22 protein-coding genes and 1 pseudogene are annotated in these 26,515 nt (G+C 71.7%); 9 read left to right on the plus strand and 14 right to left on the minus strand.

Features of this window, described 5'->3' with window-relative positions:
* Nucleotides 1–4: 4 nt before the first annotated feature.
* From ASD90_RS10610 to ASD90_RS10640, 7 genes are all read right to left on the minus strand, one after another.
* A complete protein-coding gene (locus ASD90_RS10610) occupies nt 5–2,023 on the minus strand; it encodes a hypothetical protein (protein WP_056755621.1) in 2,019 nt (672 codons plus the stop codon).
* Nucleotides 2,024–2,045: 22 nt separating this feature from the next.
* Nucleotides 2,046–3,017: a glycoside hydrolase family 130 protein gene (locus ASD90_RS10615; protein WP_056756395.1), complete on the minus strand. Its 972-nt coding sequence runs from the start codon at nt 3,015–3,017 to the stop codon at nt 2,046–2,048.
* Nucleotides 3,017–4,288, minus strand: a complete 1,272-nt coding sequence (locus ASD90_RS10620) for a Gfo/Idh/MocA family protein (protein WP_082588631.1) — start codon at nt 4,286–4,288, stop codon at nt 3,017–3,019. The genes ASD90_RS10615 and ASD90_RS10620 overlap by 1 nt, the downstream gene beginning before the upstream one ends.
* A gap of 7 nt (nt 4,289–4,295) precedes the next feature.
* Nucleotides 4,296–5,189 carry a carbohydrate ABC transporter permease gene (locus tag ASD90_RS10625; RefSeq protein WP_056755626.1) on the minus strand — a complete coding sequence of 298 codons (894 nt, stop codon included), beginning with the start codon at nt 5,187–5,189 and terminating at the stop codon, nt 4,296–4,298.
* Nucleotides 5,186–6,100, minus strand: a complete 915-nt coding sequence (locus tag ASD90_RS10630) for a carbohydrate ABC transporter permease (protein WP_235506552.1) — start codon at nt 6,098–6,100, stop codon at nt 5,186–5,188. The genes ASD90_RS10625 and ASD90_RS10630 overlap by 4 nt, the downstream gene beginning before the upstream one ends.
* Nucleotides 6,101–6,256: 156 nt before the next feature.
* Entirely contained in the window at nt 6,257–7,588 is a 1,332-nt protein-coding gene (locus ASD90_RS10635) for an ABC transporter substrate-binding protein (RefSeq protein WP_082588632.1), read from the minus strand.
* A 135-nt stretch (nt 7,589–7,723) separates the two neighbouring features.
* On the minus strand, nt 7,724–8,746 hold the full coding sequence (locus ASD90_RS10640) for a LacI family DNA-binding transcriptional regulator (RefSeq protein WP_056755632.1): 1,023 nt from the start codon (nt 8,744–8,746) through the stop codon (nt 7,724–7,726).
* A gap of 315 nt (nt 8,747–9,061) precedes the next feature.
* Between ASD90_RS10640 and ASD90_RS10645 the strand changes: the two genes are divergently transcribed.
* Nucleotides 9,062–10,642, plus strand: coding sequence for an alkaline phosphatase PhoX (locus tag ASD90_RS10645; RefSeq protein WP_056755634.1), 1,581 nt, complete (start codon nt 9,062–9,064; stop codon nt 10,640–10,642).
* Nucleotides 10,643–10,724: 82 nt separating this feature from the next.
* On the opposite strand, the gene ASD90_RS10650 is transcribed toward ASD90_RS10645, so the two are convergent.
* Both ASD90_RS10650 and ASD90_RS10655 read right to left on the minus strand, forming a co-directional pair.
* Nucleotides 10,725–11,711 (minus strand): sugar phosphate isomerase/epimerase, encoded by a 987-nt coding sequence (locus ASD90_RS10650; RefSeq protein WP_056755637.1) that lies wholly within the window; start codon nt 11,709–11,711, stop codon nt 10,725–10,727.
* A 47-nt stretch (nt 11,712–11,758) separates the two neighbouring features.
* Nucleotides 11,759–12,937, minus strand: a complete 1,179-nt coding sequence (locus tag ASD90_RS10655; protein WP_056755642.1) for a Gfo/Idh/MocA family protein — start codon at nt 12,935–12,937, stop codon at nt 11,759–11,761.
* 165 nt (nt 12,938–13,102) lie between these two features.
* Here ASD90_RS10655 and ASD90_RS10660 point away from each other — a divergent pair, with 165 nt between their 5' ends.
* Entirely contained in the window at nt 13,103–14,212 is a 1,110-nt protein-coding gene (locus tag ASD90_RS10660; protein ID WP_056755645.1) for a LacI family DNA-binding transcriptional regulator, read from the plus strand.
* 40 nt (nt 14,213–14,252) lie between these two features.
* Nucleotides 14,253–14,909 carry a VOC family protein gene (locus ASD90_RS10665; RefSeq protein WP_056755648.1) on the plus strand — a complete coding sequence of 219 codons (657 nt, stop codon included), beginning with the start codon at nt 14,253–14,255 and terminating at the stop codon, nt 14,907–14,909.
* A 9-nt stretch (nt 14,910–14,918) separates the two neighbouring features.
* Here ASD90_RS10665 and ASD90_RS10670 read toward each other — a convergent pair whose 3' ends face one another.
* Both ASD90_RS10670 and ASD90_RS10675 read right to left on the minus strand, forming a co-directional pair.
* Nucleotides 14,919–15,755 (minus strand): alpha/beta fold hydrolase, encoded by an 837-nt coding sequence (locus ASD90_RS10670; RefSeq protein ID WP_056755651.1) that lies wholly within the window; start codon nt 15,753–15,755, stop codon nt 14,919–14,921.
* An 81-nt stretch (nt 15,756–15,836) separates the two neighbouring features.
* Nucleotides 15,837–16,865 (minus strand): LacI family DNA-binding transcriptional regulator, encoded by a 1,029-nt coding sequence (locus tag ASD90_RS10675; RefSeq protein ID WP_082588633.1) that lies wholly within the window; start codon nt 16,863–16,865, stop codon nt 15,837–15,839.
* A 117-nt stretch (nt 16,866–16,982) separates the two neighbouring features.
* Here ASD90_RS10675 and ASD90_RS10680 point away from each other — a divergent pair, with 117 nt between their 5' ends.
* Both ASD90_RS10680 and ASD90_RS10685 read left to right on the plus strand, forming a co-directional pair.
* Entirely contained in the window at nt 16,983–18,029 is a 1,047-nt protein-coding gene (locus ASD90_RS10680; RefSeq protein ID WP_056755657.1) for a Gfo/Idh/MocA family oxidoreductase, read from the plus strand.
* Nucleotides 18,029–18,820: a TIM barrel protein gene (locus ASD90_RS10685; RefSeq protein ID WP_056755660.1), complete on the plus strand. Its 792-nt coding sequence runs from the start codon at nt 18,029–18,031 to the stop codon at nt 18,818–18,820. Before ASD90_RS10680 ends, ASD90_RS10685 begins: the two co-directional genes overlap by 1 nt.
* A 150-nt stretch (nt 18,821–18,970) precedes the next feature.
* Here the strand turns inward: ASD90_RS10685 and ASD90_RS10690 are convergent, their stop codons facing one another.
* The 3 genes from ASD90_RS10690 to ASD90_RS10700 all read right to left on the minus strand — a co-directional run bounded on the left by ASD90_RS10690 (nt 18,971) and on the right by ASD90_RS10700 (nt 21,152).
* The gene (locus ASD90_RS10690; RefSeq protein WP_200958598.1) at nt 18,971–19,822 is read right to left on the minus strand and encodes a hypothetical protein; all 852 of its coding nucleotides are present in this window, start codon (nt 19,820–19,822) and stop codon (nt 18,971–18,973) included.
* A 24-nt stretch (nt 19,823–19,846) separates the two neighbouring features.
* The gene (locus ASD90_RS10695; protein WP_056755665.1) at nt 19,847–20,581 is read right to left on the minus strand and encodes a sulfite exporter TauE/SafE family protein; all 735 of its coding nucleotides are present in this window, start codon (nt 20,579–20,581) and stop codon (nt 19,847–19,849) included.
* Between the two features lie 73 nt (nt 20,582–20,654).
* Nucleotides 20,655–21,152, minus strand: coding sequence for a MarR family winged helix-turn-helix transcriptional regulator (locus tag ASD90_RS10700; RefSeq protein ID WP_056755668.1), 498 nt, complete (start codon nt 21,150–21,152; stop codon nt 20,655–20,657).
* A gap of 39 nt (nt 21,153–21,191) precedes the next feature.
* Here ASD90_RS10700 and ASD90_RS10705 point away from each other — a divergent pair.
* From ASD90_RS10705 to ASD90_RS10720, 4 genes and pseudogenes are all read left to right on the plus strand, one after another.
* Nucleotides 21,192–22,022 (plus strand): annotated as a pseudogene (locus ASD90_RS10705) (EamA family transporter); the annotation flags it as partial.
* Nucleotides 22,023–22,135: 113 nt separating this feature from the next.
* Nucleotides 22,136–23,503 (plus strand): NAD(P)/FAD-dependent oxidoreductase, encoded by a 1,368-nt coding sequence (locus tag ASD90_RS10710; protein WP_056755670.1) that lies wholly within the window; start codon nt 22,136–22,138, stop codon nt 23,501–23,503.
* A 204-nt stretch (nt 23,504–23,707) separates the two neighbouring features.
* Nucleotides 23,708–25,378: a VCBS repeat-containing protein gene (locus ASD90_RS10715; RefSeq protein WP_056755673.1), complete on the plus strand. Its 1,671-nt coding sequence runs from the start codon at nt 23,708–23,710 to the stop codon at nt 25,376–25,378.
* Nucleotides 25,379–25,644: 266 nt separating this feature from the next.
* Nucleotides 25,645–26,502 (plus strand): HAD family hydrolase, encoded by an 858-nt coding sequence (locus ASD90_RS10720; protein ID WP_056755675.1) that lies wholly within the window; start codon nt 25,645–25,647, stop codon nt 26,500–26,502.
* Nucleotides 26,503–26,515: the final 13 nt, after the last annotated feature.

Raw genomic sequence — 26,515 nt, forward strand, 5'->3', positions numbered from 1 at the left:
GGAGTCAGAGGGTGATGGCGAAACCGCCTCCCGTCACCCTCACCGTCGGGGAGTGCGCGGCGCCACGGCGTGCGCCGTCAGCGCTCCACGTCCAGCCACGGCCCGGGGCCACGGCCGGCGTCGTCGACGGCGTCGTGCCGGCGTCGACGTAGAGGACGGCCGGATGCCCGTCGCCCCTCGAGTAGCGCACCGTCGAGACCGCGGGCTGGATGAGGAGGCAGTCGAGCTGCAGGTCTCCGTCGGACTCGACGACGACGGCCACGGTCCCTGAGGGCAGTGGGCGGCTCAGCGGGAAGGGCCGCAGTAGCCCCTCGGCCTCCACGACGCCGGTCTCACGCAGCCCGCCGTTGTCCAGGGTGCCGAGCAGCGTGCGATGGCCGTGCTTCGAGACCGCGGTGTAGCGGCTGGTCCCCAGCCGGCCCGTCCGACGGTTGACGACGGGATGGACGAACGCGCCGTCGTCGCCCACGACGTCGAGCCGCACCGAGCCGCCGCGAGGCACCGACACGTACGCCCCGCCCGACCAGTTGGCTGCCCCCGTCCAGGTCGACGGCGGCGTCACGACGGCCGCGCCGCCCTGCAGGGCACCCGACTCGGCCTCGACGTGGTGCAGGCCCACCCAGTGGTAGCCGGTGACGGACGCCGCCAGCGCGGCTGCCTGCGGGTGCGCGTCCAGCGCGATCATCGCCAGCAGACCGTGGATCGTCGACTCCGCGCCGGAGTTGCGGTTGACCCGCCCGTCGAACTCCACCCCGTCGAAGGTCGCTCCCGTGGCGGGGTCGTACGTCGGCGCACCGCTCGGGTTCGCACCGAAGAACCATCCGCCGGCCAGCCCGGCGAGCTGCAGGAAGCCCTCGGACCCGGTCAGGTCGGCTGCCGCCAGGAGCCCGGAGACGCGGCCCTCCGCCCCATAGGCGATCTGGGCCTCTCCGGGCAGGGGCGACCACGCGTTGTAGGGCCCGCCGGAGGCGAGGAGCGTCGGAGTGAACGACCCGGCATCGGAGAGCGCCGCCGAGCGCAGTGACGCGGCCCCCAGCACGGCGGACGACCGGCTCAGCGCCTGGGCGGCCTCGCCACCCCAGGCGTGCCACAGGCTCTGCGAGCCGACCCACGGCATGACGGCGCCGAACGGCCAGACCCCGGTCCCTCCGCTGCGCATCGCCGCGACGCCCTCGGCGTAGCGCGACAACGCCGTCCGCGCTCGCGTGTCGGTCCGAGCGACGCCGACGTATGCCGCGAGCCCGAGGCACGCCTCGGCCGTTGCGTCGGCGCCGCCCGTGATCAACCACCCGGGCACCCGGACGTCGTCCGCCACCAGCCAGGTGCCGTAGCGCCCCAGTGACGCTCGCTCGAGCGCGTCGACGGCCAGCTGGAGCCGCTCGCGCAGGAAGTCGGCGAACCGAGGGTCGACGGCGGCGAACGCGGCATACCCCTCGCCGAGAGCCCAGACGGTGCGCGCCAGCCAGTAGGACTCGTCGCTGTCCGAAGGGTCGGGCAGCTCGCGCGGCTCGGCGCTCGGGTTGAGCGTGCCGTCCGCCTGCATCCACAGCACGACGTTGCCGGCATACGGGCCCGTCGCGTCCTGGAGGAAGGTCAGCGTCCGGAGCAGCTCGGCCGCGTGGTCCCGGCTCGGCTCGCTTCCGGTGGACACCCAGTGTCGGGTGAAGACCACGGCCGCCCGGGCGACGTCGTCCGCGTTGTAGGCCCCTTGGGACCAGTACCCGGTGGTCGGGTCGAGGGAGCCGCCGCCGACGCGTCGCCAGCCGCCGGCGGCTTGGGCGTCGGCGTAGGTCCAGGGCGCCAGAGCCGTGGGTCGCGCCGCGATCTCGTAGGTCGTGTGGGTCGAGCTCGCCTGCAGCGGAACGGAGTCCAAGAGCCACTGCAGGTGCGCTAGGTTCGTCAGTGGGCCAGCCGGCGCCGAGTCCTGCGCCCCCGCGACTCCGGCGGCGCGTGCACCGGTCGAGCCCACGACGAGCCCTGCCGCTGCGGTGGATCCGGCGATGAAGGTACGACGAGTGATCATGACTGCTCCCTGTCCCTGGTGATCATGACGGCGCCAAAAGATCGGAGTGCCGCGCCCCGGGCACGAACGTCGCCACCCCGAGGGTCGAGTCGGACTGGCCGTAGTAGACCAGCCAGCGGTCCCTGAGCCAGACCAGGCCCTCGACGAACGTCACGTTCGACACGAGGCCCTCGCGCTCCTCGCGGGTCACGGGCTCGAGCCACGGACGGGTCAGCTCGGCCAGGATCTCGTCGGGCCGGTCGGGGTGGATCAGCAGCTGCCCAGCCGTGTAGCGGACCGAGCCGTCGGCGTTCTTCACGGCAGCGTTGTGCAGCAGGAGGATCAGGCCGTCGTCCGTGATGAGCGGCTGCGGCCCGACCTCGACGAGGAAGTCGCTGAACGTCCCCGGCCGCGGCGCCATGACCGGCGGCTCGGTGTCCGAGACGGTCGGCGTCCACGTGAGCAGGTCGTCCGACGTCGCCGTCCAGATGGACCCCTCACCGAAGTACATGAGCCACCGGCCGTTGACCTTGGCCGGCACGATTCCGCCTGCCTTCGACCAGGGGCCCGTCTCGCCACGACCCTGCGGCTGGAAGGTGTCGAAGTCGGGGAAGAGCGGACCGTGCTTGGTCCAGGTGCGCAGGTCGGTCGAGGTGGCCAGGCAGAGCAGCGACTGCGTGCGGTCCCACCCGCTGTAGGTGAGGTAGTACGTCCCGTCGATCGCGATCACCCGGGGGTCCTCGCACCCGAACCGGTCGTAGTCCTCGCTGGGCGAGAGCACCGGCTCCGGCTCCCGCTCGAACCGGTAGCCGTCGTCGCTCCAGGCCAGGCCGACGTGCGAGACGATGTCGTCCGCGTGTGCCCGGTAGAGCAGGGCCACCCGGTCGTCCACGACGACCGCGGCCGGGTTGTAGACGCTCCCGGACTCCCAGGTGTCGCCTTGGGGAGCCAGGATCGGGTTGTCCTCGTGCGGGGTGAACGGACCGAGCGGGAAGTGGACGGGGCCGTGGGACATCACAGGGTTTCCTTCGCAGATAGGTGGTCGACGAGTGGCCTGGGCCGAGGCGCGGTGGGAACGGCGACGGCCCGCCGGAGGGCAGCTGCCCGCGTCGCGCAGTCGGCCACGACCACGGCCGCCTCGGCCGTTCGCGGCCCGGACAGAGGCTGCCGGCCGGGTTCGGTGCGGCAGCCGTGCAGGTCACGCAGGGCGGCGGCGACGCAGGCGGCATACACCGTCTGCTTGGCGGCTTCGCCCCCGAGGGAGAGGGTGACGGTGAGGCGGCGCGAGGCGCCGAAGTGCCTCCCGCGTCCCATCGCCTCGGCGTCACCGGCGACGTCGTCGGCCTGCACGCCGACGTGCCATCCGTCCAGGCCACGGCCGAGGCCGGCGAGCTCAGGGCTGGCCACGAGGGCGCGCACCGCGCTCTCGCCGGCGGGGTCGACGTGCAGGTCGAGCACGGCCTCGACGGGGATCCACCCAGCGATCCGCGCCTCCGCGCTGCCGTAGTCGATGCGCATCAGCTGGCGCTCGCAGCGATGGGCGTGGGTGAAGGAGTGCGTATGCGTGGCCAGGCAGTCGCCGTGCGTCACCGTCGCGGTGACGAGGTCGGGCGACGGCCAGCCCTGTCGCGAGGTGGACACGGCGGTCACCGAGGTGGCCGGTTCGGTCACGAACATGGTCGCGGCGTCGAAGAAGTGCACGCCGTGCTCGACGAAGATGCCACCCGAGCTCGCCTCGTCCCAGAACCAGTGGTCGCGGGGCAGGCTCTCGTCCGCGGCGTCGTTCTCGAAGAGGAAACGAACCGGCTCGAGGCCGAGGTGGTGCTGCACGGTCTGGATCGCGCGGAGCAGGGGGTTGTAGCGCATGACGTGGTCGACGACCACGACGCGGTCGAGCGACTCCGCGAGCGCGCGGGTCTGCGCGGCCTCGCCCGGCGTGGCGGCCAGGGGCTTCTCACAGAAGACGTCCTTGCCGGCGCGGAGGGCCGCCTGCGCCAGCTCCGCGTGCGTGTGGGGTGGGGTGGCGATGACCACCGCGTCGACGTCGGCGGCCACGAGCGCCTCCTCGACGGTGGTGGCGCGGCAGCCGGCGTCGGCGGCCAGGCGGGCGCCCTGCTCGCTGGCGATGTCGGCGACGACGACGGGTGCGACCTGAGGCACGTTCCTCGTGACGTCGAGGATGAACCGACCGAACCGGCCCGCCCCGACCAGGGCGAGTCGTGTCGGGGCTCCCGGCCGGTCACCTCTCCGGGGCGGGCCCGAACCTGGGGTCGACCTGTCGCTCATCGACGGGTCACCCCTTCACCGCGCCGCCGACGACGCTGGCGACGAGGTAGCGCTGCAGGAAGACGTAGGTCGCGACGAGCGGCGCGGCCACGATCATGGTCGCGGCCGACAGGAGGCTCCACTGGCTGACGTAGGTGCCCTTGAACGCGAACAGCCCCAGCGTCACCGGCGACTTCGACGCGTCGGGCAGCAGGATCGTGGCGAGGATGATGTCGTTCCAGACGCCGATGGCCTGGAGGATGAAGACCGTCGCGAGGACCGGCTTGATGAGGGTGGGCAGGAACCCGAAGACGTAGCGCACGTAGCCGACCCCGTCGAGAGCCGCGGCCTCGTCGATCTCCCTGGGTACCGACTTGAGGTAGCCGGTCACGAGCAGCGGGCCGACGCCCACACCCGACGCCATGATGAGGATGTAGCCCAGCCGGGTGTCGTAGAGGTTGAGGCGCAACGCGAGCTGGAAGACCGTGATCAGCGTGTTGGGCAGGAAGAGCATCGCCGCGAAGGTCGCGTTCCACAGTCGCGTGTGCTTGACGTAGCCACGAGCCACCGGGAACCCGACGAGCAGCGACACCACGGTGCCGAGGCTGGCCGCGACGAAGGTGTAGAGGACGCTGTTGAGCAGGTACGACGCGAAGTTGCCCTTGTCGACAGCCGTCGCGAAGTTCGAGAACTGGGGCGCGGTGACGAGGCCGGTGGGATCGGAGATGAACTCTGCGTCGGACTTCAGCGCCGTGTTGACGAGGAACAGCAACGGGTAGAGGTACATGACCACGACCAGGACCAGGAGCGCATAGAGGACGACCTTGCCCCGCTGGGGCGCCGACCCGCCGCGGATCGGCGGGTTGTCCTCGACGCTCACGACGCCGCCACCGACCGCCGTCGGCGCATTGATGGCGCTCACAGCGCGGTCTCCTTCCGGCGCAGGTACACCAAGGTGGCCAGCGAGACGATCATCACGATGACGAACTGGACCATCGAGATGGCTGCCGCGTAGCCCTGGGACTGGGCCGTGCCGCCCTGGGCCCCGCCGAAGCCCTGGGTGAAGATCGCCAGCGAGAGCACCTGGGTCGCGGGGTTGATGGGGCCGGTCAGCACGTAGATGAGCTGGTAGCTCTGCAGTGCGCCGATGAGTGACAGCAGCGTGTTGGCGGTGATCGAGGGCGCCAGCAGGGGTGTGGTCACGTAGCGAAGCCGCTGCCAGCTCGACGCGCCGTCGATCGAGGCGACCTCGTGCAGCTCCGGTGGGATGGCCTGAAGGCCCGCGAGGTAGATGACGACCGCCACCCCGAGCCCCGACCAGACCGAGACCGCGATGACCAGCGGCATGGCCAGAGACGGGTCACCGAAGAATGCGGAGGACGAGCCGAACCAGCCCCACACGCTCGCCGCAGGGCCACCCGAGGGGTTGAAGATCAGGCCGAAGACGAGTCCGATGATGGTCACGCCCAGGATCGTGGGCATGAAGACGACGGCTCGCGCGAAGTTCCTGCCGCGCAGCCGCATGTTGAGCAGCACGGCGATGAACAGGGCGAGGACGTTCTGCAGCAGGGTCACCGCGATCGCGAAGACGAGCGTGTTCTTCAGCGCGTTGAGGTTGTAGCCGAGCTGCGCCGAGGAGAAGAACGTCCTGTAGTTGTCGAGGCCGACGAAGCTCACCGGCAGGAAGGGCAGCGAGCGGATGTCCGTGAACGAGACCGCGAGGATGCCGACCGCCGGCACGAGGGAGAAGACGACGATGAGGCTCATGCCCAGCGCGAAGAGCAGCTGGGCGGTCGATCGTCGCCCGAAGATGATGGTGCCTGACGTGCTCACCGAGCTACCTCCTGGTGCGAGTCCGAACTGGTGGTCTGAGGCCGCCGGCGCCCACAGCGCAGGCGAGCGTGCGCCCGGGGCGCAGCGAGCGGGCGTCCGCCGCGCCCGACCCGGGTCACGGACGGCCTCGAAGACCGTCCGTGACCCGAGGGCCGGTTACTTGTTGAGCCCCGCGTCCCAGTCCTTCTGTGCTGCCGCCGCGGCACCAGCCGCGTCCGTGGTGCCCATCGGCTTCACGCCGGCCCAGTTGAACGGCACGGAGGCGGCGGGGCCGGCCTTGGTGTTGGCGATCCAGATCGTGTCCCAGGCAGGCTGGAACGTGCTCGTGGCATCGGAGATGGTGTCGTAGAAGGCGTTGCCCTTGACGCCGGTGACGGCAGGGGCGAAGCCGGCCTGCTCGTTGAACAGCTGGTAGTTCTTGGCGAACGTGTCCAGCCAGGCGATCGCTGCTGAGGGGTTCTTCGCGTTGGCCGGGATCGCCAGCGACAGCTCGACCTTGCCGCCGAGGAACTTGTTGTCCGCCGCGTTGTCACTCGACGGCAGGGGGAAGTAGCCGAAGTCGAGCTTGGAGCCGCCGGCCTTCTGGATCGTGCTCGTGTTCCAGGTGCCGTCACCCATCATCGCGAACTTCCCGTTGACGAAGTCCGCCGTCATGGTCTGGTAGTTGATGCCGGCGAAGTTCGGCTGCGCGTAGCCGTAGAGGGTCTGCAGTCGCTGCAGGACCTCGAGCTGCTTGCCCTGGTCGAGCTTGACCGACCCCCCGTACAGTCCCTTGGCGAGGTCGTTCATGGCCGGGGCGCCGGGGAAGAGGCCCTGGACGATGCCGAGCGTGGTGACGCCCGCGGAGTCCTTGCCGGCGATGCCCACCGGCACGACGCCCTTGCCCTTGAGCTTGTCGCAGGCCGCCACCAGCTCCTGCCAGGTGGTCGGAACCGTGATGCCGTTGTCGGCGAAGATCTTCTTGTTGTAGAACATGCCGGTGTAGTAGCTCAGGCCGGTCGGGACCGTGTAGTTCTTGCCCTTGTACTTCGTCCCGTCGAGCACCGACTGGTTGAACGCCTTGAGGAAGGGCTGACCCGTGAGGTCGAGGAAGCCGCCGGAGTCCGCGAGTCGTGCGTCATCCCCCGCGTTCGCGGCGGGGACATAGCTCGGCACCTCACGAGGGAAGGCCACGACGAGATCGACGCTTCCGGCGGTCAGGCGTGACGAGCGGGTCTGGTTGTAGTTCTCGTTGGGAACCGCCGAGAAGTTCACCTTCACGTTCGGGTACTTCGTGTTGAACGCCTTCGTCACTGCCTGGAATCCGGCGTCAGACCCTGCTGAGCTGGAGACGAGGATGTTCAGGTCACCGCTGACTGCGCCGCCTACCGTGGGCGCGGCCCCTCCCGAGGTGCCACCGCCGCCGCCGCACGCGCTCAGCGCGAGCCCGGCGGCGGCCACCGCGGCGATCGTCATGTGGCGCATCCCACGGAACTTCATTGTTGCCATGATGCCTCCGGATCAACCGAAACGTTTTGGTTGGCGCAACGTAACACTGCGGGACAAGCGAGTGGGGGTTAGCGACGAAGCGTTTCGGTAACGTGAGCGACGGCATGCGCCCGCGCGAGGCGAGGGCGACGACGGTCAGGCGCGCGGCACGTCCACGAGCGAGTCGCGACGCAAGAGCCTGGTCGCGGGCACCGTGACGTCGGAGGGAGTCTCGCCCTGGATGACGGCCAGCAACATCGAGGCTGCTGCGTCACCGAGCAGCCGCGGAGCGGTGGCCACGGACGTCAGGGCGGGTCTCACGAAGGCGCCGAGCGGGATGCCGTCGAACCCGGTCACGGACATCTCCAGTGGCACGTCGATGCCCAGGGCACTCACTCGCGCGATGAACCCGATCGCCATGAGGTCGTTCGCACACACGACGGCCGTGGGGGTGTCGCCGGCGGCCGCGAGCAGGTCGTCGGCGGCGCGGCTGCCGCTCTCCACCGTGAAGTCGCCGTAGACGAGCGGGCCTGGCTCCAGACCGGCCTTCTGCAACGCCGACCTCCAGACCTCGACGCGTTGACGCGTGTGGAGCAGGCCACGGCGGCCTGCCACGTGGGCGATCCGGCGGTGCCCCAACGCGATGACTTCGTCCATGAGCTCGGCCAGCCCGGGCCGGTGGTCCTGGCGGACCGCGGCGACGGCGCATCTCTGCGCGGCGTTCACCGCAACCGCAGGTAGCCCCAGCTCGTTCACCAGCCGCACCCGTGCGTCGTGCTGCGACAGGTCGGTGAGGAAGACCCCGTCGACGCGGTGGTCGAGGGCCAGCTGCCGGTAGCGCTGGACGGCTGCATCCCGGTTCGAGGCCACTTGGAGCACGAGCGCGAAACCCTGCCGCTCGAGGACCGACTCCACACCCGCGATGAACCCGGCGAAGAAGGGATCCGACTCGATGACCTCCGACGAGCGCTCCAGCACCAGCCCGACGGCATACGCCTTCTGGCCGGACAGGCTCCGGCCCCGGAGCGAGGGCACCCAGCCCAGCTGCTCGGCGACGTCGACGATGCGTCGTCGGGTGTCCTCGGACACGCCAGGGCGCCCGTTGAGGGCGGCCGAGACCGATGAGATGGACACGCCTGCCCGGGCAGCAACATCAAGGATGGTGACCCTCGGATTCACTGCACCTCCCCCGATGACAGGTCGTGGACCGAAACTATCGCACCCCGTGGCGACCGGTGGCCCTGTCCGGCAACCCCGGCCGCCGCGAGGGCTGGGCACCTCGTCGAGGTGCCCGATGACGACGCGACACGGACGCCACCATCCGGTCAACCTGCGGCCGAACGCCCCGGTCGACGAGACTTCACCGACGCGTCGGCGCGATCTTCCACGCCGTTCACGGGATCCGAAGGGTTCTCCCAGACTTCGCGGAAAGTGTTGAGGCGTCTCAGTTCCTCATCCCCGGGCACTCACACCGGGCGCACGAGAGGCTTCTCCGTGAACACTCCCACCATCGTCAAGGCGGGGCTCGTCGGCACCCTCGCCGCGGCCGCCGCCTTCGCCCTCGGCGGCTCGTCGGCCGACGCGCACGGCGGCCTGCCCGTCGTCAACGTGCCGCATGCCAACCCCAGGTTCGGCGTCCAGAACAACGTGCTGACCCCGTCGGCGACCCAGACGTCCGTCGCGTGGGGCAACCTGCCGATGACCAACCCCGACACCGCCAGCGGGGTCACGCACTACGGCTACAACACGCTCGACGGCGCGCCGTTGACGCAGACGAAGAACGAGGCCCACAAGACGGAGCCCGACAAGAACGTCTACCTCGTCCTCGGCGGCAAGCACTACCTCTACCAGGGCCACGAGATCGGCCCGCGCGGCTACGTCACGCGCATCAACCTCGACGAGACCGACCCCCTCAAGCGGGTGACGCTCATCTCCGACACCGACACGGCGGGCAACGCCTACCCCACCATCGACGGCATCACGTGGAACCCGTTCACGCAGCAGCTGCTCCTCACGGCCGAGTCGAGCGCGCCCAAGGGAGGCGTCTTCGGCGTCGGCCTCGACGCGAACGGTGACCCGGTCCACGGTGGCAGGGCCACGCGGCTCGACGCACTCGGCTCGGGCGGCTTCGAGGGCATCCAGAACGACGCCGACGGCAACGTCTGGATGCTCGAGGACATCGGCGGCACCGGCGCGAGCGGCGGCAAGGTGCCCAACAGCTTCGCCTACCGCTTCGTGCCGACCGACAGGACGGACCTCACGAAGGGCGGCACGCTCCAGGCCCTCCAGATCGAGCGCGCCGACGGGACGCCGGCGACGACGTCCCAGCTCCAGTCGAACCCGTCGGACCCGTTCATCTCGCAGCTGCACACGTACGGCTCGTCGTTCGCGACCCGGTGGGTCACGATCCACACCGGCACGACCGGCGCCTTCGACGCGACGGCCGCCGCCAAAGCCGCGAACGCGACGCCGCTCAAGCGCCCGGAGAACGGCGTCTTCCGCCCTGGCACCGGGTTCAGGGAGTTCTACTTCACCGAGACGGGCGACACGAGCACCTCGAGCACCCTGCCCGGTGCGTACGGCGGTGTCTTCCGCGTCTCGCAGACGAGCTCGAGCGCCGACAGCGGACGCATCTCCATCGCCGCGGTCGGCGACGAGGAGCACACCGGCTTCGACAACATCGCCTTCGCGACGGCTGACGACCTCCTCGTCGTCGAGGACGCCGGCGACGGCCTCCACACCCAGCGCAACGCGCTCGACTCGGGCTACGTCTTCCACCTCGCCGACCGGGCGTCCGGTGAGGAGTACGCCGCCGGGCGCGGTCGCGCACCCCAGCCGGTGCGCTTCCTCGCCGAGGGTCGCGACGCATCCGCGACGTTCGACTCGATGAGCGGCCCGTCCTACAACGACGGCGACAACGAGATCACCGGCATCCACGTGTCCGACGGTGACCCCACGGTGGATGGCGTCCTCGGCGCCAAGCTGCCGCGGCCCACGACGTCGCCCGCCTGGCGGACGTTCTGGACCCAGCAGCACGGCGACAACACGACGTGGGAGATCAGCTGGAACGACTGAACGACACTCGGTTGAGGTATCCGCGCCACAAAACGTGCGGCGCGGATACCTCAACCGGGTGCGGGCGGGAGCACCGTGACGCTCAGATGCCCTTCTCGGCCTCGATGAGGGTGTTGGCGGCGAAGCGCAGGCCCTCGAGCTGGTCGAGCTCCTGGTCCTCGTGCTCGATGTTGACCGGCATGTCGGGGTCGACCTCGTGCAGGGCGCGGAGGAACTCGGTCCAGTACGCCGTGTCGTGGCCGCGGCCCACGGCGACGAAGTCCCACGACGGGCTCTTGGGCCAGCCACTGAGCGTGGACCCACCACCGAGAGGCAGGTACCCGGGCTGGCCCTCGGCGACGCGGTAAAAGGAGTCGTCGATGACGCCGTTGACCTTGGCCGCCTCGTTGATCCGGGTGTCCTTGGCGGCGGCGATGAAGACGAGCTCACCGAGGTCGGCGACGGCGAGGACCGGGTCGATGCCCTGCCAGAAGAGGTGGCTCGGGTCCATCTCGGCGCCGACGTGCGTCGCGCCGGTCTCCTCGACGAGGCGGTGCAGGGTGCGCGGGTTGAAGACGATGTTGCCGGGGTGCATCTCGATGGCGACTCGGACGTCTGCGGCGGCGGCCCTGGCCTGGACGTCCTTCCAGTAGGGCACGGCGACGCTCCACTGGTGGTCCTGCACGTCGAGGAACGGGCTCCACCAGGGGAGCGGGTTCCACACGGGGACAGACGTACCCGCCTCGCCACCAGGTGCGCCGGACATCGTGATCACACGCGGGACGCCGAGGAGCGAGGCGAGCTCGATCGAGTCGAGGAGGTCCTGCGAGTGCGGGAAGCCGGCCGCCGGGTGCAGCGGGTTGCCGTTGCAGTTGAGGGCGGTCAGGGTGAGGCCGCGGGAGCTGAACTCGCCGAGGTAGTCCTGCCGGGCCTGCTCGCTCGCGCGGAGGTCGTCGACGGGCAGGTGGATGGGCGGCAGGAAGCCACCCGAGTTGATCTCGACGCTCGTGAGCCCGAGGCTCTTGATCATGTCGAGGGCCTCACCGAGGGGCTTGTCGCCGAGGCAGGCGTTGTAGGCGCCGAGCTGCATGGTCGTACCTTCCGGAAGTGCTTGGGGTGGTGGGGGACTCGAGCGGTTCAGGCGAGGGAGACGGACGCGCCGCCGGCGGCTGCCGACCTCGTGACCGCGTCGATGATGCTGAGGTCGCGCAGGCCGTCCTCGAAGGTCGCGACGGGAGGAAGGCCGTCGATGCCGGCGACCTGCTCGAGGAAGGCCCGGCACTGGTAGCCGAAGAGGTCGCCGACGCCGTAGGACACCCCGGGGAAGTCCATCGGCAGGCCGCCCTTGACGTAGGGGTGGGCGGGACCGGCGAGCACCTGGTTGTAGCCGTCCAGGCCGTCGTCACGCAGCTTGCGGATGACGGAGAACTCGGCCGGCCGGTCCATGTCCCACTTCGCGGCGCCGTGCTCGGCCATGAGGTCGAAGGCGAGCGAGTTCGCGTGGCCCGGGGCGATGCGCGAGATCGAGAAGGTGCCGACGGCGCCGGACTCGAAGTGCGCGGTGAAGGTGGCGACGTCGTCGTTCTCGACCGGCTCGCGCACGTCGGACAGCTCGGCCTTCGCGTGGCCGTAGGTCGTGCCCAGCGGCACGGCGCGATCAGTCACCTTCGTCGTGAACGTCGCGCCGCTCACGGACGCCATCGGCCCGCAGAGGAACTCGGCGAGGTCGATGAGGTGGCTACCGATGTCGGCGAGGGCTCCGGTGCCGGGGCCGCCCTTGTAGCGCCATGCCATCGGCGTCTCGGCGCTGCGGGCGTAGTCGCACCAGTAGCGCCCGTTGAAGTGGCTCACCTCGCCGAGCTCGTCGTGCAGCAGGTCGCGGATCGCGGCGACGGCGGGCTGGCGGCGGTAGACGAACGCCGTGCCGGTCGTGAGGTCCGGGTGCTTCTCGGCGGCGGCGATCATGGCGCGGGCGTCGTCGATGCTCGCCGCGAGCGGCTTCTCGCACAGCACGTGCTTGCCGGCGTCGAGGAGCGCCTCGACGATCTCGCGGTGCAGGTGGTTGGCGACGACGACGCTGACGACCTGGACGTCGTCGGCGGTCAGCAGCTCGCGCCAGTCGGTGCCATGGCGCTCGTAGCCGTAGCGGCCGGCGGCGTCCTTGGCGACGCCCTCGTTCGCGTCGACGACGGCGGCGTACCGGATGGGCGGCAGCGGCGGGTCGAAGAGCGTGGGGGCGGTGCGGTAGCCGGCGCAGTGCGCCCGGCCCGCCATGCCGGCGCCGATGACGGCGACGCCGATGGGTGACTGCGTCATGGGATGTACCTCTCTGGACATTCCTGTTCGGTGGTGCGCAACCAGCGCTTAAAGCGCTTTAAGGCTACGATGGCTCCAGTGTGCGGAGCACCGTCCGCGCCTGTCAACCCTTTGTTCTGACAATCTGTCCCGAGCCCGTCCCGGGGCAGCCACCGAAGGAGTCGTATGCCGTCCCGCCCCTCGCGTCCCCGCCTCGAGGACGTCGCCTCCCGGGCCGGCGTCAGCACCGCCTCTGCATCGCTCGTCCTGCGGGGCCGGCCCGGACCCGGCGCCGCCACGAGGGAGGCCGTGCTCGATGCGGCCCGAGAGCTCGGCTACCGCGCCGACCGCACCGCGAGCCTCCTCGCGCGCCGCCGCACACAGCTGCTCGGCGTGACGATGGACGTCAGCAGCACCTTCCACGCCGAGCTGCTCGAGGACCTCCAGGCCGCGGCCGACGAGCGCGGCTACGACATCGTCGTCAGCCCCCTGACGCGCACGCGGGACGAGCGTCGAGCCGTGGAGACGCTGCTCGACTTCCGGTGCGAGGCGCTGCTGCTGCTCGGTCCACGGCTGCCCGACGCCGAGCTCGCCGCCCTCGCCGAGGAGCACCACGTCGTGGCCATCGGCCGGCGAGCGCAGGCCGCCGGCGTCGACGTCGTGCGCGCTGCCGACGACGTCGGTGTCGCCCTCGCCGTCGAGCACCTCGTCGGCCTGGGACACCACGACATCGCCTTCGTCGACGGTCCTCGGGGCCCGATCGCCACGCTGCGCCGGCAGGGCTACCGCCGCGCCATGAAACGCCTCGGTCTCGCCGATGCGAGCCTCGTCGTCGAGGGTGGAGGGGACGAGGAGGCTGGCGCTGCCGCAGCCGCCGCCCTCCACCTCCTCCACCACCCCCAACCGTCGAGAGGCCACGTCGCGCCGCCCGTCGGCGGTCGAGAGGCCACCTCTGGCCGATCCCGTATGCCGTCCGCCGTCGTCGCGTTCAACGACCGGGCCGCGCTCGGCCTCCTCGACCGCCTGCGGCGGGAGGGCGTCGACGTGCCGGGTGACGTCTCGGTCGTCGGCTACGACGACAGCCTCATCGCCCGCCTCGCCACCGTCGACCTCACGAGCGTCAGCCAGATCCCCGAGGCGATGGCGACGGCTGCGGTCGAGGCAGCGACGCAACGCCTCGACGACGGGCGCACCGAGCCCGTCGAGCTCGTCCTCGAGCCGAAGCTCGTGGTCCGCGGCACGACGGCGGCGCGCCGTGACACGACGACCCGACGGGACGGCATACGCGCGGACTGACGGGGCGCGCGCCGTCGGTGGATCGGGCTACGGTCGGGTCATGGCCGACAAGCTCACGCGTCAGGCAGCGTCCGACGCCCTCCCCACGTGGCGGTTCCTGCTCCAGCGGATGCACCTCACGGTGCAGGCGTCCGACGTCGCGACGGCCTTCGACTTCGTCGCACGGGTCGGCGCCGTGGCCGCGCCCCTGGGCCGGCAGCCCGACCTCGACGTCCGCGGCACCATCGTGCACCTGGCCGTGTCGACCGAGCCGGCGGGTGGCGTCAGCGACGCCGACATCGCGGTCAGTCGGGCCGTGGACTCCGTCGTCGCCGAGATGGGGCTGACGTCGCAGCCCGGGACCCTCACGGTCGTCGAGATCGCCATCGACGCCATGGACATCGACGCCGTCCGGCCCTTCTGGGACGCCGTCCTCGGCTGGGACGTCATCGCCCGCGACGACGTGCAGGACCCGCTCCGCCTGGGCCCGGCCTTGTGGTTCCAGCAGATGGACGAGCCTCGGCCGCAACGCAACCGGATCCACCTCGACGTCACGGTCGCCCATGACGAGGCGCCCGGACGCATCGAGCGGGCCCTCGCCGCCGGCGGGCACCTCGTGTCCGACTCGAGGGCTCCGGCCTTCTGGATCCTCGCCGACCCCGAGGGCAACGAGGCCTGCGTGTGCACGTGGCAGGGGCGCGACCCCGTCCCGGGCTGACCGGGGCCTTCAGTCCTCCAGGGCGGCGGACACCAGGCGTGCGAAGCGTGCCGGGTCGTCGACCCAGGGGAAGTGGGCGGCACCCGGCTGCACGACACAGCGGCCGTCGTCGAAGATCGCGGCCAGCTCGGCTCCCAGGTCGGGTCCCGGCATGAGGTCGAGCTCGCCCACGACGACGCGCACCGGTGCCCTGAGCGACGTGAGCGCCGCCCGGGTGGCCGCCGCGTCGACCGGCGCGGCGCGGAACGCCCGGGTGCCCTCGCGGTTGCGCTGGGCGTCGTCCGTGGCGGCGTGCTGCTGCGCGGTCCCGGTCCACCGGCCGTAGAGGAAGGGTGACATCGCCTGCCTCGTGGCCGGTGAGTCGTCCTCGGAGTCGAGGGCACGCCTCGCCGACGCGAACCACGGCTCGTGGGAACGCAGCGCCACGCGCGCCTCCCACTCGTCGTCGCTGATGTCGAGGCCCACGGCCGACGTGCCCGGGGTGATGAGGACGAGGCGCCCGATCCGCCCGGGGTGGCGGGCGGCATACAGCAGGGCCACCGATGCTCCGGCGGAGTGGCAGAGGAGGTCGGGGCGCTCGAGCCCGAGATGGGCGCGGAGCGCCTCGAGGTCGTCGGCGAGCCCCGAGGGGCCGTATGCCGTGGGGTCGGCCGGGAGCGGCGAGGCGCCCGTGCCGCGTGGGTCGGGGATCACGAGCGAGCGTCCGGCGACCGTCGCGAGGCCTCCGAGGTCGCCGAGGTAGGCAGGGTCCCGCGCCGGGCCGCCGGGCCAGACGACGACCGGGTCACCCGTGCCCTCGACGCGGTAGGCGAGCTCGGTGCCATCGTGGGACGTGTAGGTCGGCATGGGTCCAACCTGCCAGTCGGGATGGCCGCCGCGCCTGCTCATCGTCGTCGGGTCACCGTGACGCTCATGGCGGCGCCAGCATCACGAGGGCGTGTTGCGACGGGTGACCGGCGCCGTGCTGGCCCGCACGACGAGCTCGGGCTCGATGACGACGGGCGGGGGCGGTGTACCCGGCGGACTCTCGCCGTCGAGCCGCTCCGCGAGGGTGCGCACCGCCTCGGCCCCGAGGCGCTCGGCGTCCTGGCGCACGGTCGTCAGCGCCACGTGCGGGTAGGCCGCCTCCGTGATGTCGTCGAAGCCGACGACGGACACGTCGCCGGGGACCCGGAGGCCCGCCTGCCGCACGACGTCGACGAAGCCGATGGCGCACCGGTCGTTGAACGCCGCGACCGCCGTGGGGCGCCCGCGGGCGGTCTGGGCGAGGAACGCCCGGGCCGCCTCGGCCCCCTCGAGCTCGCTGGGTCCGCCGGGCAGGATGCTCTCGACGAGCCCCGGTGCCCGGCGCACCGCCGCACGGTAGCCACGACGCCGTTCCGCCGCTCCCGCCGTGCGACCGCCGTCGAGCAGGGCGATCCGCGTGTGGCCGAGGGCGCGGAGGTGCTCGACCGCGAGCCGCAGCCCCGCGGTGTCGTCGGTGCGCACGACCCCGACCTCTCCGCCGGGCACCGGTCGCAGCACGCTGACGACCGGCAGGCGCCTCGCGAGGCGCGCCAGCTGAGCCGTCGACTGGCTGCTGCCGAGCAGGACGATGCCCTCGCAGCGCTCCGCGAGCAGGGTCTCGACCGCGGCCGCCTCGGAGCGGGAGGGCGTGACGCCACTCAGGACGAGCTCGTAGGCCGCCGCGTCGGCATGTGTGTAGAGGCTCTCCATGAGGTCGCCGTGGAAGGTGTGCCCGACGCTGAAGGTCACGCCGAGCGTGCGGGTGCGGCTGCTGCCGAGGCGGCTGGCGCGCGTGTCGGGGCGGTAGTCGAGGTCGCGGGCCGCGGCGAGCACCCGTTCACGGGTTGCCTCGGATGCGCCGGCGACGCCGCGGAAGACGATCGACACGAGGGCGCGCGAGACGCCGGCACGTGCGGCGACGTGCTCCATCGTGACCCTCTCGCTGTCCACGTCCGCGACTCTAGAGCGCTCCATGGATCCGGGCCACCCCTTGACCGGTGTGGCGGTGGGACGCTTCAATGGGAGCCGCACTAGAGCGCTCTAGTTCACATCTGCGAAGGAGCAGCCATGACGCGCATCGACCCGGTCCGCTTCGGTCTCGTGGGAGCCGGCCGCATCGGCACCCACCACGCCACGACCCTGGCCCGTCGCCTCGGCGAGGCCGAGCTGGTAGCCGTCGCCGACCCGCGGGCCGCGGCCGCCGAACGGCTCGGAGAGCACCTCGGGGTCGAGTGGCTCACCGACGCCCAGGCACTCATCGACGACCCGCGGGTCGAGGCCGTCGCCATCACGTGCGCGAGCGCGGCGCACGCCGACCTCGTCGTCGCCGCGGCCGAGGCCGGCAAGGCGGTCTTCGTCGAGAAGCCGATGGCCCTGACCCTCGCCGACGCCGACCGCGCCATCGCCGCGTCGCGAGCCGCCGGCATACCCCTGCAGGTGGGCTTCAACCGGCGCTTCGCCCGCGACCTCGGGGCCGCCCACGAGACCGTCGCCGCCGGCGGTATCGGGACGCCCCAGCTGCTGCGCTCGCTGACGCGCGACCCGGGGCTCGCCGACCCGGCCGGGGTGCCGCCGTGGACGATCTTCACGCAGACGCTCATCCACGACTTCGACGCCCTCAACTGGTTCAACGCGGGCGCGACGGCCGTCGAGGTCTCCGTCATGGCCGACGCCCTCGTCGCCCCCGAGTTCAGGGACGCCGGGCTGCTCGACACCGCCGTCGTCACCATCCGCTACGACAACGGCGCCATCGCCGTCGCCGAGGCGAGCTTCTCGGCTGCCTACGGCTACGACGTGCGCGGCGAGGTGTTCGGGTCGGCCGGCATGGTCACCGCGGGCAGCCCTGCGCACCTCGGCACCGCCCACTGGGGCGCGGCCGGGGTCACGAGCCCGACGGCCCGCGCCGACACCGACCTCTTCACCGACGCGTATGCCGCCGAGCTCGCGGCCTTCTGCACCGCGGTCCGCGAGGGCGAGCCCACGCAGGTCGGCGGCGAGGACGCCCGAGCCGCGCTGCGGATCGCGCTCGCGTGCATCGAGGCCGTCGAGACCGGGGGCACGGTCACCGTGCGCGACTCCGACCGCGACCTCGCCGCCGCTCGGGCCGGTGCCTGATGGCGACCCCGTTCACGCTCGCGGTGAGCGCCGAGATGGTCTTCCTCGACCTGCCCTTCGCCGAGCGGGTGCGTCGCATCCACGGGCTCGGCTTCCAGGTCGAGATCTGGGACTGGACCCGTCATGACATCGACGAGCTCGTCGCCCTGCGTGACGAGGGCGTCGTCTACTCGTCGATGACCGGCTACGTCCGCGGTCGGCTCAGCGACGACGAGGGAGCCGACGAGCTGCTCGCGACGGCTGCCGAGTCGGTGCCGGTGGCCCAGCGGCTCGGCATCCCGCGCCTCAACCTCCACGGCACGGGCCTCGACGACCGCGGCCTGCCCGTACGGCCCGAGCCGGTCGCGACCGGCCCGATGTGGCTCACGGCGCAGCGCACGCTCGGGCGCATCGCCGAGCTGGGGGAGCGGGAGGGCGTGATGTTCGTGCTCGAGAACCTCAACACCGCCGTCGACCACCCCGGCGTGCCGTTCGCGACGGCCGCCGACTGCCTGGCCCTCGTCGAGGCCGTCGACAGCCCGCACCTGAAGCTGATGCTCGACCTCTACCACGCCCAGATCGGCGAGGGGAACCTCATCGAGCTCTGCCGGCGGGCGCTGCCGCACATCGGCGAGATCCAGGTGGCCGACGTGCCCGGCCGTCGCGAGCCCGGCACCGGCGAGATCGCCTACCCGGCCGTCGCCCGAGCCCTCGTCGAGATGGGCTACACCGGATCGGTGGGGCTCGAGGGATTCGCCTCGGGCGACGACGAGCTCGCGCTCAAGCGCTTCCGCGACGCCTTCACTCCCTGACCTTCCGCTCGGCCCGGCCCCCCGTTCGAGGTGATCCCGGCACCGACGCGGGTGCCGCCATCACCTCGAACCCGCGGCGGAAGGGCTGGTTCGAGGTGATCCCGACACCGACGTGCGTCGCAGGATCACCTCGAACCGCGGCGGGGGCAGTCAGCCGCGGGAGCTGACCCAGTCGGGGAGGATGCCGCTGCCCAGGGCTGCGGCTCGCAGGGGCGCCGCCAGCTCGGCGACCCGTCGCGTGCCCTCGAGCCCGAGGTGCGCCCAGCCCTCGAGGGCCATCCGGTCCGTCTCGCGCTCGAGGTCCTTGCGGAAGGCGAGCCCCTCCTCGGTGAGGGCGTCACCGTCGACGAGGCCCCGCTCGGTGAGCCGCTCGACCGCAGCCGTCCACTCGTCGTCGGACCAGCCGCGGCTCGACCGCATGAAGCCGGTGTTGCCCGCGAAGAGGCCGCCGATGACGATCGACTCCACCGGGTCGAGCCCGGCGCGCAGCAGGGCCGCCACGTGACCGTCGCCGCGGTGCTCGCGGATCAGTGTCGCGGCGTGCCAGAGCGCGAGGCGCGGCTCGTCGGGCCACGCGAGCCCGGCGTGGGCGGCATACAACGGGCGGCCGGGGGCCGTGAGGCCGGCGCAGACGGTGCGGGCGAGGTCGAGCAGCTCGGTGACGTCGGTGTCGCCGACGACGCGGTCGAGCACGACCGCCATGCCGTCGCGGCGGGCCTGCTGCACCTGCTCCGGGCTCGCGACCGACCATGACGCCGGCAGGGCCTTGGCGTGCAGCCACGGAGCGAAGACGTAGAACGTCGCCGTCGGCACCTCGGGCCCGACGGCTCCGAAGGCGGCCGAGCGTCCGGCGAAGTAGCTGAGGCGCGGGTGCAGGCCGAGGGCGACGTACGCGTCGCGCACCTCGTCGGCGAAGTAGCCGAGCACGTGGAGCGTCTCGAGGCCTCCCCAGGCCTGGCGGGAGGCTCGGACCAGGTCGACGTCGTCGGCGGTGCGGCTCATGACCAGCACCCTAGGCGCCGTGCCTCACCGGACGACGAGGGCCAGCGCCGAGACCACGGTCGCGGCGAGCACGGCCTGGTCGAAGCGGGTCTGGCTCAGTCGCCGCGCCGTGTGCAGGCCGATCCACGTGCCGACGAGGACGAGAGGAGCGAGCAGCACGGTGCGCCAGAGGGTCTCGACGCTGAAGAGGCCGAGCCCGACGCTGAAGGGCACCTTGCAGAGGTTGACGCCGAAGAAGAAGAGCGCGCCGGTGCCGAGGAAGCGGCGCTTCTCGACGCCCTGCGCGACGAGGTAGAGCGTCATGACGGGGCCGGCGGCGTTCGCCGTCATGGTCGCGAAACCCGCGGCCGCGCCGGTGCCGAGTGCGGCGGCCCGGGACGACCCGACGCGGGTGGTGTCGGGAGAGCGCCACGTGAGGACGAGCTGGAGCGCCGCGAGGACGAGGAGCAGGCCACCGATGGCGCGGCGGAGGGTCGTGTCGTCGACCCAGGAGAGGAAGAGGGCGCCGAGGACGAGGCCGGGCAGCACCGCGGGGAGGAGCCGCTTGAGCAGGCCGATGTCGGCGTCGCGGCGGTAGTGCCAGACCGCGACGACGTCGCCGATGAGCAGCAGCAGCAGGATCGCGGCCGTCGACTCCTTGGTGGGCAGGACGAACGCGAAGATCGCGATGGCGATGCTCGCGACCCCGCCGATGGCCGTCTTGGCGAACCCGATGAGCAGCGCGGCGACGCCGAGCAGCACCAGCGACGTGACGGTCATGGAAGCGCAGCGTAGGCCGACGACGCCGCGAGCGCCGGGCCGTCCATGGCGTCGCCTCGCAGACCCTGTCCGGTCAGACCCCGAGGGGTGCGCCGAGCTTGGCCAGCAGGCGGGCGAGCGTCGCTCGTTCGGTGGTCGTCAGGGGCTCGAGCAGGCGTGCCTCGTTGGCGAAGTGCTCGGGTGCTGCGCGGTCGATGAGCTCGCGCCCCGTGCCGGTGAGGACCACGATGCGGCTGCGCCGGTCGCCGTCGGAGACCCGCCGTTCGACGAGACCGGCACCCTCGAGCCGGTCGAGCCGCTTCGTCACGGCTCCGGAGGTCACCATCGTCTGGTCCATGAGCTCCGTGGGGGTCAGCTCGTAGGGCTCACCGGTGCGTCGCAGGGTCGCGAGCACGTCGAAGTCTCCCTCGCCGAGCCCGTGGGCGTTGTAGACCTTCACGAGCTCGGCCGTCAGGGCGAGCGCGACCCGGTGCAGGCGGCCGATGACGAGCACCGGGCTCACGTCGAGCTCGGGACGCACGACCGCCCACTGGTCGACGACGTGCTGCGCGTGGTCCTGGTGCTGGTCCATGGCTGGAATATATCTTCTCCGGAAGGTAGTTTACCTTCCATGGAAGACAATCGAGCGAGCTGGGCGAACGTCGCGCTGACCGCGATCCCCGCCGCCGTCTGGGGATCCACGTATGCCGTCACGCAGCAGTGGCTGCCACCGGGCCGTCCGCTCTTCGCCGCCACGGTGCGGGCCCTGCCCGTCGGGCTCCTCATGCTCCTCTGGGTCCGGCGCCTGCCGAGGGGCGACTGGTGGTGGCGCTCGCTCGTCCTCGGCTCGCTCAACATCGGCCTCTTCTACGCACTCCTCTTCCTCGCCGCCTACCGCCTCCCGAGCGGGCTCGGTGCCACGCTCGTCGCGACCGCCCCGATGGTGACGATGGGCGTCACCTGGCTGCTCATGGGTCGACGGCCCGCTCGTGTGGCGGCGGCCGCCGGGCTGACCGGCCTCCTCGGAGTGGCGCTGCTCGTGCTCCAGAACGGCCTCGACAAGCCGCTCGACCCGCTGGGCCTCGGGGCGGGGCTGGTCGCCGTGGTGCTCTCGTCGGTGGGTTTCGTCCTCACGCGGAAGTGGTCGCCGACCGAGCACGTCGTCACCATGACGTCGTGGCAGCTCGTCGCCGGCGGGCTCGTCCTCCTGCCGATCGGGCTCGTCGTCGAAGGCGCACCGCCGGCGCTCGACCTGCCCGCCGTCGGAGCTCTCGTCTATCTCGGGCTGATCGGCAGCGGCGTCGCCTACGTCCTGTGGTTCCGCGGCCTGGCCGTCCTCGGTCCGACGTCAGCCTCGATCATCGGCCTCGTCAACCCCGTCGTCGGGGTGCTCCTCGGCGTCGTCCTGCTCGGCGAGCACTTCGGCCCGGTCCACCTTGTCGCCATGGTCCTCGTCGTCGGCAGCGTCGTCGTCGCCCAGGAGCCGGTGCGTGCCCGGCTCACCCGAGGTGCCGGTCGACCACGACGACGCCCGGCGCCTCTTCCCTCCGGGGCCGGCGCGGGTAAGGCTGTGGCATGGCCACCGACACCGACCACACCTTCGACGTCATCGTCATCGGGCTCGGGCCGGGAGGTGAGCACGTCGCCGGCACTCTCGCCGAGCGCGGCCTGCGCGTCCTCGGCGTCGACCGCGGCCTCGTGGGCGGTGAGTGCCCCTACTGGGGCTGCATCCCCTCGAAGATGATGATCCGCGCCGCCGACGCGCTCGCCGAGGCCCGCCGCGTCGACGGGCTGGCCGGGTCGGTCGGCGACGTCACACCCGACTGGTCGGTCGTGGCGAGGCGCATCCGCGAGGAGGCCACCGACAACTGGGACGACCGCGTCGCCGTCGAGCGGCTGACCGGGAAGGGGGCGACCTTCGTCCGGGGCTCCGGCCGCATCTCGGGACCGGGACGCGTCGACGTCGACGGCACCGCCTACACCGCGACGACGGGCATCGTCGTCAACACGGGCACGACGGCCGCGATGCCGCCGGTCGAGGGCCTCGCGGAGACGCCCTACTGGACCAACCACGACGTCGTCGAAGCCGCCGAGCTGCCTGCCTCGATCGTCGTGCTCGGAGGTGGCGCGATCGGCTGCGAGCTGAGCCAGGTCATGGCGCGCTTCGGTGTCGAGGTGACGGTCGTCGAGGCCGCCGACCGGCTCCTCGCGCTCGAGGAGCCGGAGGCGTCCGAGGCGCTGCAGGTGGCCCTCGAGGCCGACGGCATCACGGTGCGCCCCGGTGTCGGCGCCGACACGGTCAGCCACGACGGGTCGGTCTTCACCGTGACGCTGGCCGACGGGTCGGTCCTGACGGCCGAGAAGCTCCTCGTCGCCACCGGGCGCCGCGCCGACCCCGCCGCCGTCGGGCTCGACACGGTCGGCGTCGCCAAGGACGCCCGCACCGCTCCGGTCGACGACCGCTGCCGCGTCGCCGACGGCGTGTGGGCGGTGGGCGACATCACCGGCAAGGGCGCCTTCACCCACGTGTCGATGTACCAGGCGGGTGTCGTGATCCGTGACGTCCTCGGCGACGACGGCCCACCGGCGGAGTATGCCGCCCTCCCGCGCGTCACGTTCACCGATCCCGAGGTCGGTGCCGTCGGGATGACGGAGCAGCAGGCCCGCGAGACGCTCTCGAACGTCCTGGTCGGCGTCACACCGCTCGGCGAGACGACCCGCGGCTGGATCGCCAAGGCAGACGGCCTCATCAAGGTCGTCGCCGACGCCGACCGCGGCGTCCTCGTCGGTGCCACGACGATGGGACCGGCGGGCGGAGAGGTGCTCGGGGCGCTCGCCGTCGCCGTGCACGGCAAGGTCCCGATCGAGCGGCTGCGCTCGATGATCTACGCCTACCCGACACTCCACCGCGGCATCGAGGACGCCGTCGGTCGCCTCGCCTGAGCCCGTTCCCCGCGACGTCCCAGGCGCCGACCCCCGCAACGAGAGACGTGCGTCCGGCTCCGCAGCGGCGACCCCGGCCCTACAGTGCGGACTGCAGGTGACGAGCTCGGCAGGAAGACAGGGGCAGGGGCAGTGGACACGTCCGCGCGCGCAAAGGCAGGTCAGGCAACCGAGGGTTCGACCCGGCGGGGCCGACGGCGCCTCATGGCCGCTCTCGCAGCAGCCCTCGTCTGTCTCGGGTCGGCGTCGGCCGCCGTGGCTGCCGACACTTCTGACCTCATCGAGGAGCTTCACTTCAGCGTCGTGCTGGACGCCCAGGCCGCGTCCGTGGTCGTCCCGCAGCCCGACACGCCCGCGGGAACGACCTACTCCTACGTGTGGGCCGACGAGACGGGTGAGCTGGGGCGCACGACGACGACGGAGACGCTCGCCACGACGGCCGTCGGCCGGGCCAAGTTCGGTCGCACCTTCACGGCCACCGTCACGGCTGTGGCCCCGGACGGGCGCACCGAGACCGCCACCAGTGCGCCGCTCGTGGCCACGCGGTGGCAGGTGGGGGGCATCGCCTACGACGAGTCGAGCAGGCAGTTCCAGATGCAGCTGCCGCACCTGCCCGCCCAGTTCGAGGCCGAGCTCGGCACGGTCTCGGTGACCTACCTCTGGTCGCGGGCCGGCGCGGCGATCGCCCCCGACCCCGGCCTGCCCGGGTGGGTTCACGCCCGGACCGCCGCCGACGAAGGGCGCACCCTGTCGGTCTCGGTCCAGTCCGTGCAGGCAACCACCGGCGCGAGCAGCGTCTGGTCGTCCGGGAGCACCCCACCCGTCGGGGTCGTCATGGTGTCGCTCACGACCGAGGGCACCGTCGCATCGGGCCAATTCGTCCGCGCCGCCGTGAGGATCCTCTCCTGGTATCCCGGCAGCCAGTCCGTGGTCCCGGACCTGGCGTGCAACGGCCAGTGGTACCGCAACGGGGTGGCCCTCTACGGCAGGACGGGCCTCCAACACAGGATCCACACCATGGAGCGCTCGACGACGCTCCAGGCCAACGTGCGCTGCTCGAGCCCCGGCTACCTGCCGATCAACCTCTGGACTGCGAAGCTCGCCGTCCCCGGCGCGCCGGCTCTGGTCTCGTTGTGGAACGGCGATGCCCTGCGCGAGCTCTGCGAGTTCCACCCCTGGTACGACACTCTGATGATGCACGTCGGCCGACCTGGCACCTTCGACCTCGACAACGGTCTCAGCACGTCGGTGATGCCGACGCGGTCGGTGAACTCGATCGCGCTCGCCGGGGACCTCGACGACGACGGTCGGGAGAACCTCGTCGCCAGGGACTCTTCCGGCGCGCTGTGGAGCTACTCGTCCGGGCAGAACCGCGTCCGGATCGGGGCCGGCGGGTGGAACTCGATGAACCTCCTCGTCACCGGCGGCGACTTCACGGGTGACCGGATGGCCGACCTCTTCGCCAGACGCTCGACGGGGGAGCTCGTCTTCTACCCCGGCCGAGGCCTGCAGGGGCTCGGTGCGGGGAAGGTCGTGGCCGCGAGCACGTTCCGTGCCGCTAAGAAGATCGTCACGATCGGCGATGCCAACGGGGACGGCCTCGCCGACCTCCATGTCCAGTGGGGCAACGGCGACCTCTCGTTCTACGCCGGCAGGGGCGACGGCACGTTCGCGTCGCCGGTCCGCGTCGGTACCGGCTGGGGCTCGATGACCAGGCTGCTGGCCGGGCGCGACCTCGACCGCGACGGGAAGGCCGACCTGCTGGCCCTCGACACGGCGGGCCGGCTCTGGCTCTACCCCGGCAACGGCAGGGGCGGCTTCACCGCCCGAAGCCTCACCAACTCCGGGCACCCGTTGGGCACCGGCATCTACTGAGCCCTCACGCCTCGCCGGGCGGGCCGCCCAGCGACGACCATTGGTCGTCGTCGGCGCGCAGACGCGGCGTGTCATGCGGCGTGTCGAAGTGGGTTGACGAGCAACGGTCGTCCGTCGGCAGCCGGGCGCGCGTACGTCAGTGCTGCATGGGGTGCAGCACTGACGCAGCGACCTCCGGGTGACGGGCCGGTGACGGCTGCGCGACGCGCGGGGGACGAGTGTCCGGGCCTGCTTGGGCGGCTCGAGCCGGACGATACGGTGAGCGCATGGCACAGCGACTGCTCGCCCTCGACCTCGATGGCACGACCCTCAACCACATGGGCGAGCTCTCCGACGGCGTCCGCGACGCCGTCCAGGCGCTGCCCGAGGACATCGCGGTCGTCATCGCGACGGGCCGGTCGATCATCGCCACCACACCGATCCTCGACGCTCTCGGGCTGCGGCAGGGCTACGCGATCTGCTCCAACGGGGCACTGACCCTCCGGCTCGATCCGACTGCGGCAGAGGGCTACTCGATCATCGACATGGTCACCTTCGACCCGCAGTCGGTCCTCGAGAAGATGCGCGTCGCGCTCCCCGACGCCCTCATCGCCGTCGAGGAGCCCGGCGTCGGCTTCAAGGTGAGCAAGCACTTCCCCGACGGCGAGCTCATGGGCGAGTCGCGCGAGGTCGAGTGGGACGAGCTCATCGCGCACCCCGTCACCCGTGTCACCCTCCGTCAGCCCGAGGCCACCGCCGAGGAGTTCATGGAGATGGTCGAGCGCGCCGGTCTGCACGGGGTGTCGTATGCCGTCGGCTGGTCGGCGTGGCTCGACATCAACCCCGAGGGCGTGTCCAAGGCGAGCGCGCTCGAGCTCGTCCGCCGTCAGCTGCGCGTCGAGCCGATCCACACCGTCGCCTGCGGCGACCAGCGCAACGACCTCGAGATGCTGCACTGGGCCGCGTGGGGCGTCGCCATGGGCAACGCCCCCGACCAGGTCAAGGCCGTCGCCGACGAGGTCGCCGGTCACGTCGACGACGACGGCCTCGTCCCGGTCCTCGAGGCGGTGGCGCAGGCCGCCCGTGAGGGTGTCGCCTTCCGTGACGGGGTCGAGTCGGCCGCGACCGCCCGGCTCGAGCTCTAGGCCGGACGGCAGG

Source organism: Terrabacter sp. Root181 (genome assembly GCF_001428505.1).
Lineage (GTDB): Bacteria > Actinomycetota > Actinomycetes > Actinomycetales > Dermatophilaceae > Terrabacter.

Bases quoted from the DNA above. Each gene is read 5' to 3' on its own strand.
- ASD90_RS10610 (WP_056755621.1), bottom strand. From the start codon at position 2,023: ATGATCACTCGTCGTACCTTCATCGCCGGATCCACCGCAGCGGCAGGG.
- ASD90_RS10615 (WP_056756395.1), bottom strand. From the start codon at position 3,017: ATGTCCCACGGCCCCGTCCACTTCCCGCTCGGTCCGTTCACCCCGCAC.
- ASD90_RS10620 (WP_082588631.1), bottom strand. From the start codon at position 4,288: ATGAGCGACAGGTCGACCCCAGGTTCGGGCCCGCCCCGGAGAGGTGAC.
- ASD90_RS10635 (WP_082588632.1), bottom strand. From the start codon at position 7,588: ATGGCAACAATGAAGTTCCGTGGGATGCGCCACATGACGATCGCCGCG.
- ASD90_RS10650 (WP_056755637.1), bottom strand. From the start codon at position 11,711: ATGCAGCTCGGCGCCTACAACGCCTGCCTCGGCGACAAGCCCCTCGGT.
- ASD90_RS10655 (WP_056755642.1), bottom strand. From the start codon at position 12,937: ATGACGCAGTCACCCATCGGCGTCGCCGTCATCGGCGCCGGCATGGCG.
- ASD90_RS10660 (WP_056755645.1), top strand. From the start codon at position 13,103: ATGCCGTCCCGCCCCTCGCGTCCCCGCCTCGAGGACGTCGCCTCCCGG.
- ASD90_RS10665 (WP_056755648.1), top strand. From the start codon at position 14,253: ATGGCCGACAAGCTCACGCGTCAGGCAGCGTCCGACGCCCTCCCCACG.
- ASD90_RS10670 (WP_056755651.1), bottom strand. From the start codon at position 15,755: ATGCCGACCTACACGTCCCACGATGGCACCGAGCTCGCCTACCGCGTC.
- ASD90_RS10680 (WP_056755657.1), top strand. From the start codon at position 16,983: ATGACGCGCATCGACCCGGTCCGCTTCGGTCTCGTGGGAGCCGGCCGC.
- ASD90_RS10685 (WP_056755660.1), top strand. From the start codon at position 18,029: ATGGCGACCCCGTTCACGCTCGCGGTGAGCGCCGAGATGGTCTTCCTC.
- ASD90_RS10690 (WP_200958598.1), bottom strand. From the start codon at position 19,822: ATGAGCCGCACCGCCGACGACGTCGACCTGGTCCGAGCCTCCCGCCAG.
- ASD90_RS10695 (WP_056755665.1), bottom strand. From the start codon at position 20,581: ATGACCGTCACGTCGCTGGTGCTGCTCGGCGTCGCCGCGCTGCTCATC.
- ASD90_RS10700 (WP_056755668.1), bottom strand. From the start codon at position 21,152: ATGGACCAGCACCAGGACCACGCGCAGCACGTCGTCGACCAGTGGGCG.
- ASD90_RS10710 (WP_056755670.1), top strand. From the start codon at position 22,136: ATGGCCACCGACACCGACCACACCTTCGACGTCATCGTCATCGGGCTC.
- ASD90_RS10715 (WP_056755673.1), top strand. From the start codon at position 23,708: ATGGCCGCTCTCGCAGCAGCCCTCGTCTGTCTCGGGTCGGCGTCGGCC.
- ASD90_RS10720 (WP_056755675.1), top strand. From the start codon at position 25,645: ATGGCACAGCGACTGCTCGCCCTCGACCTCGATGGCACGACCCTCAAC.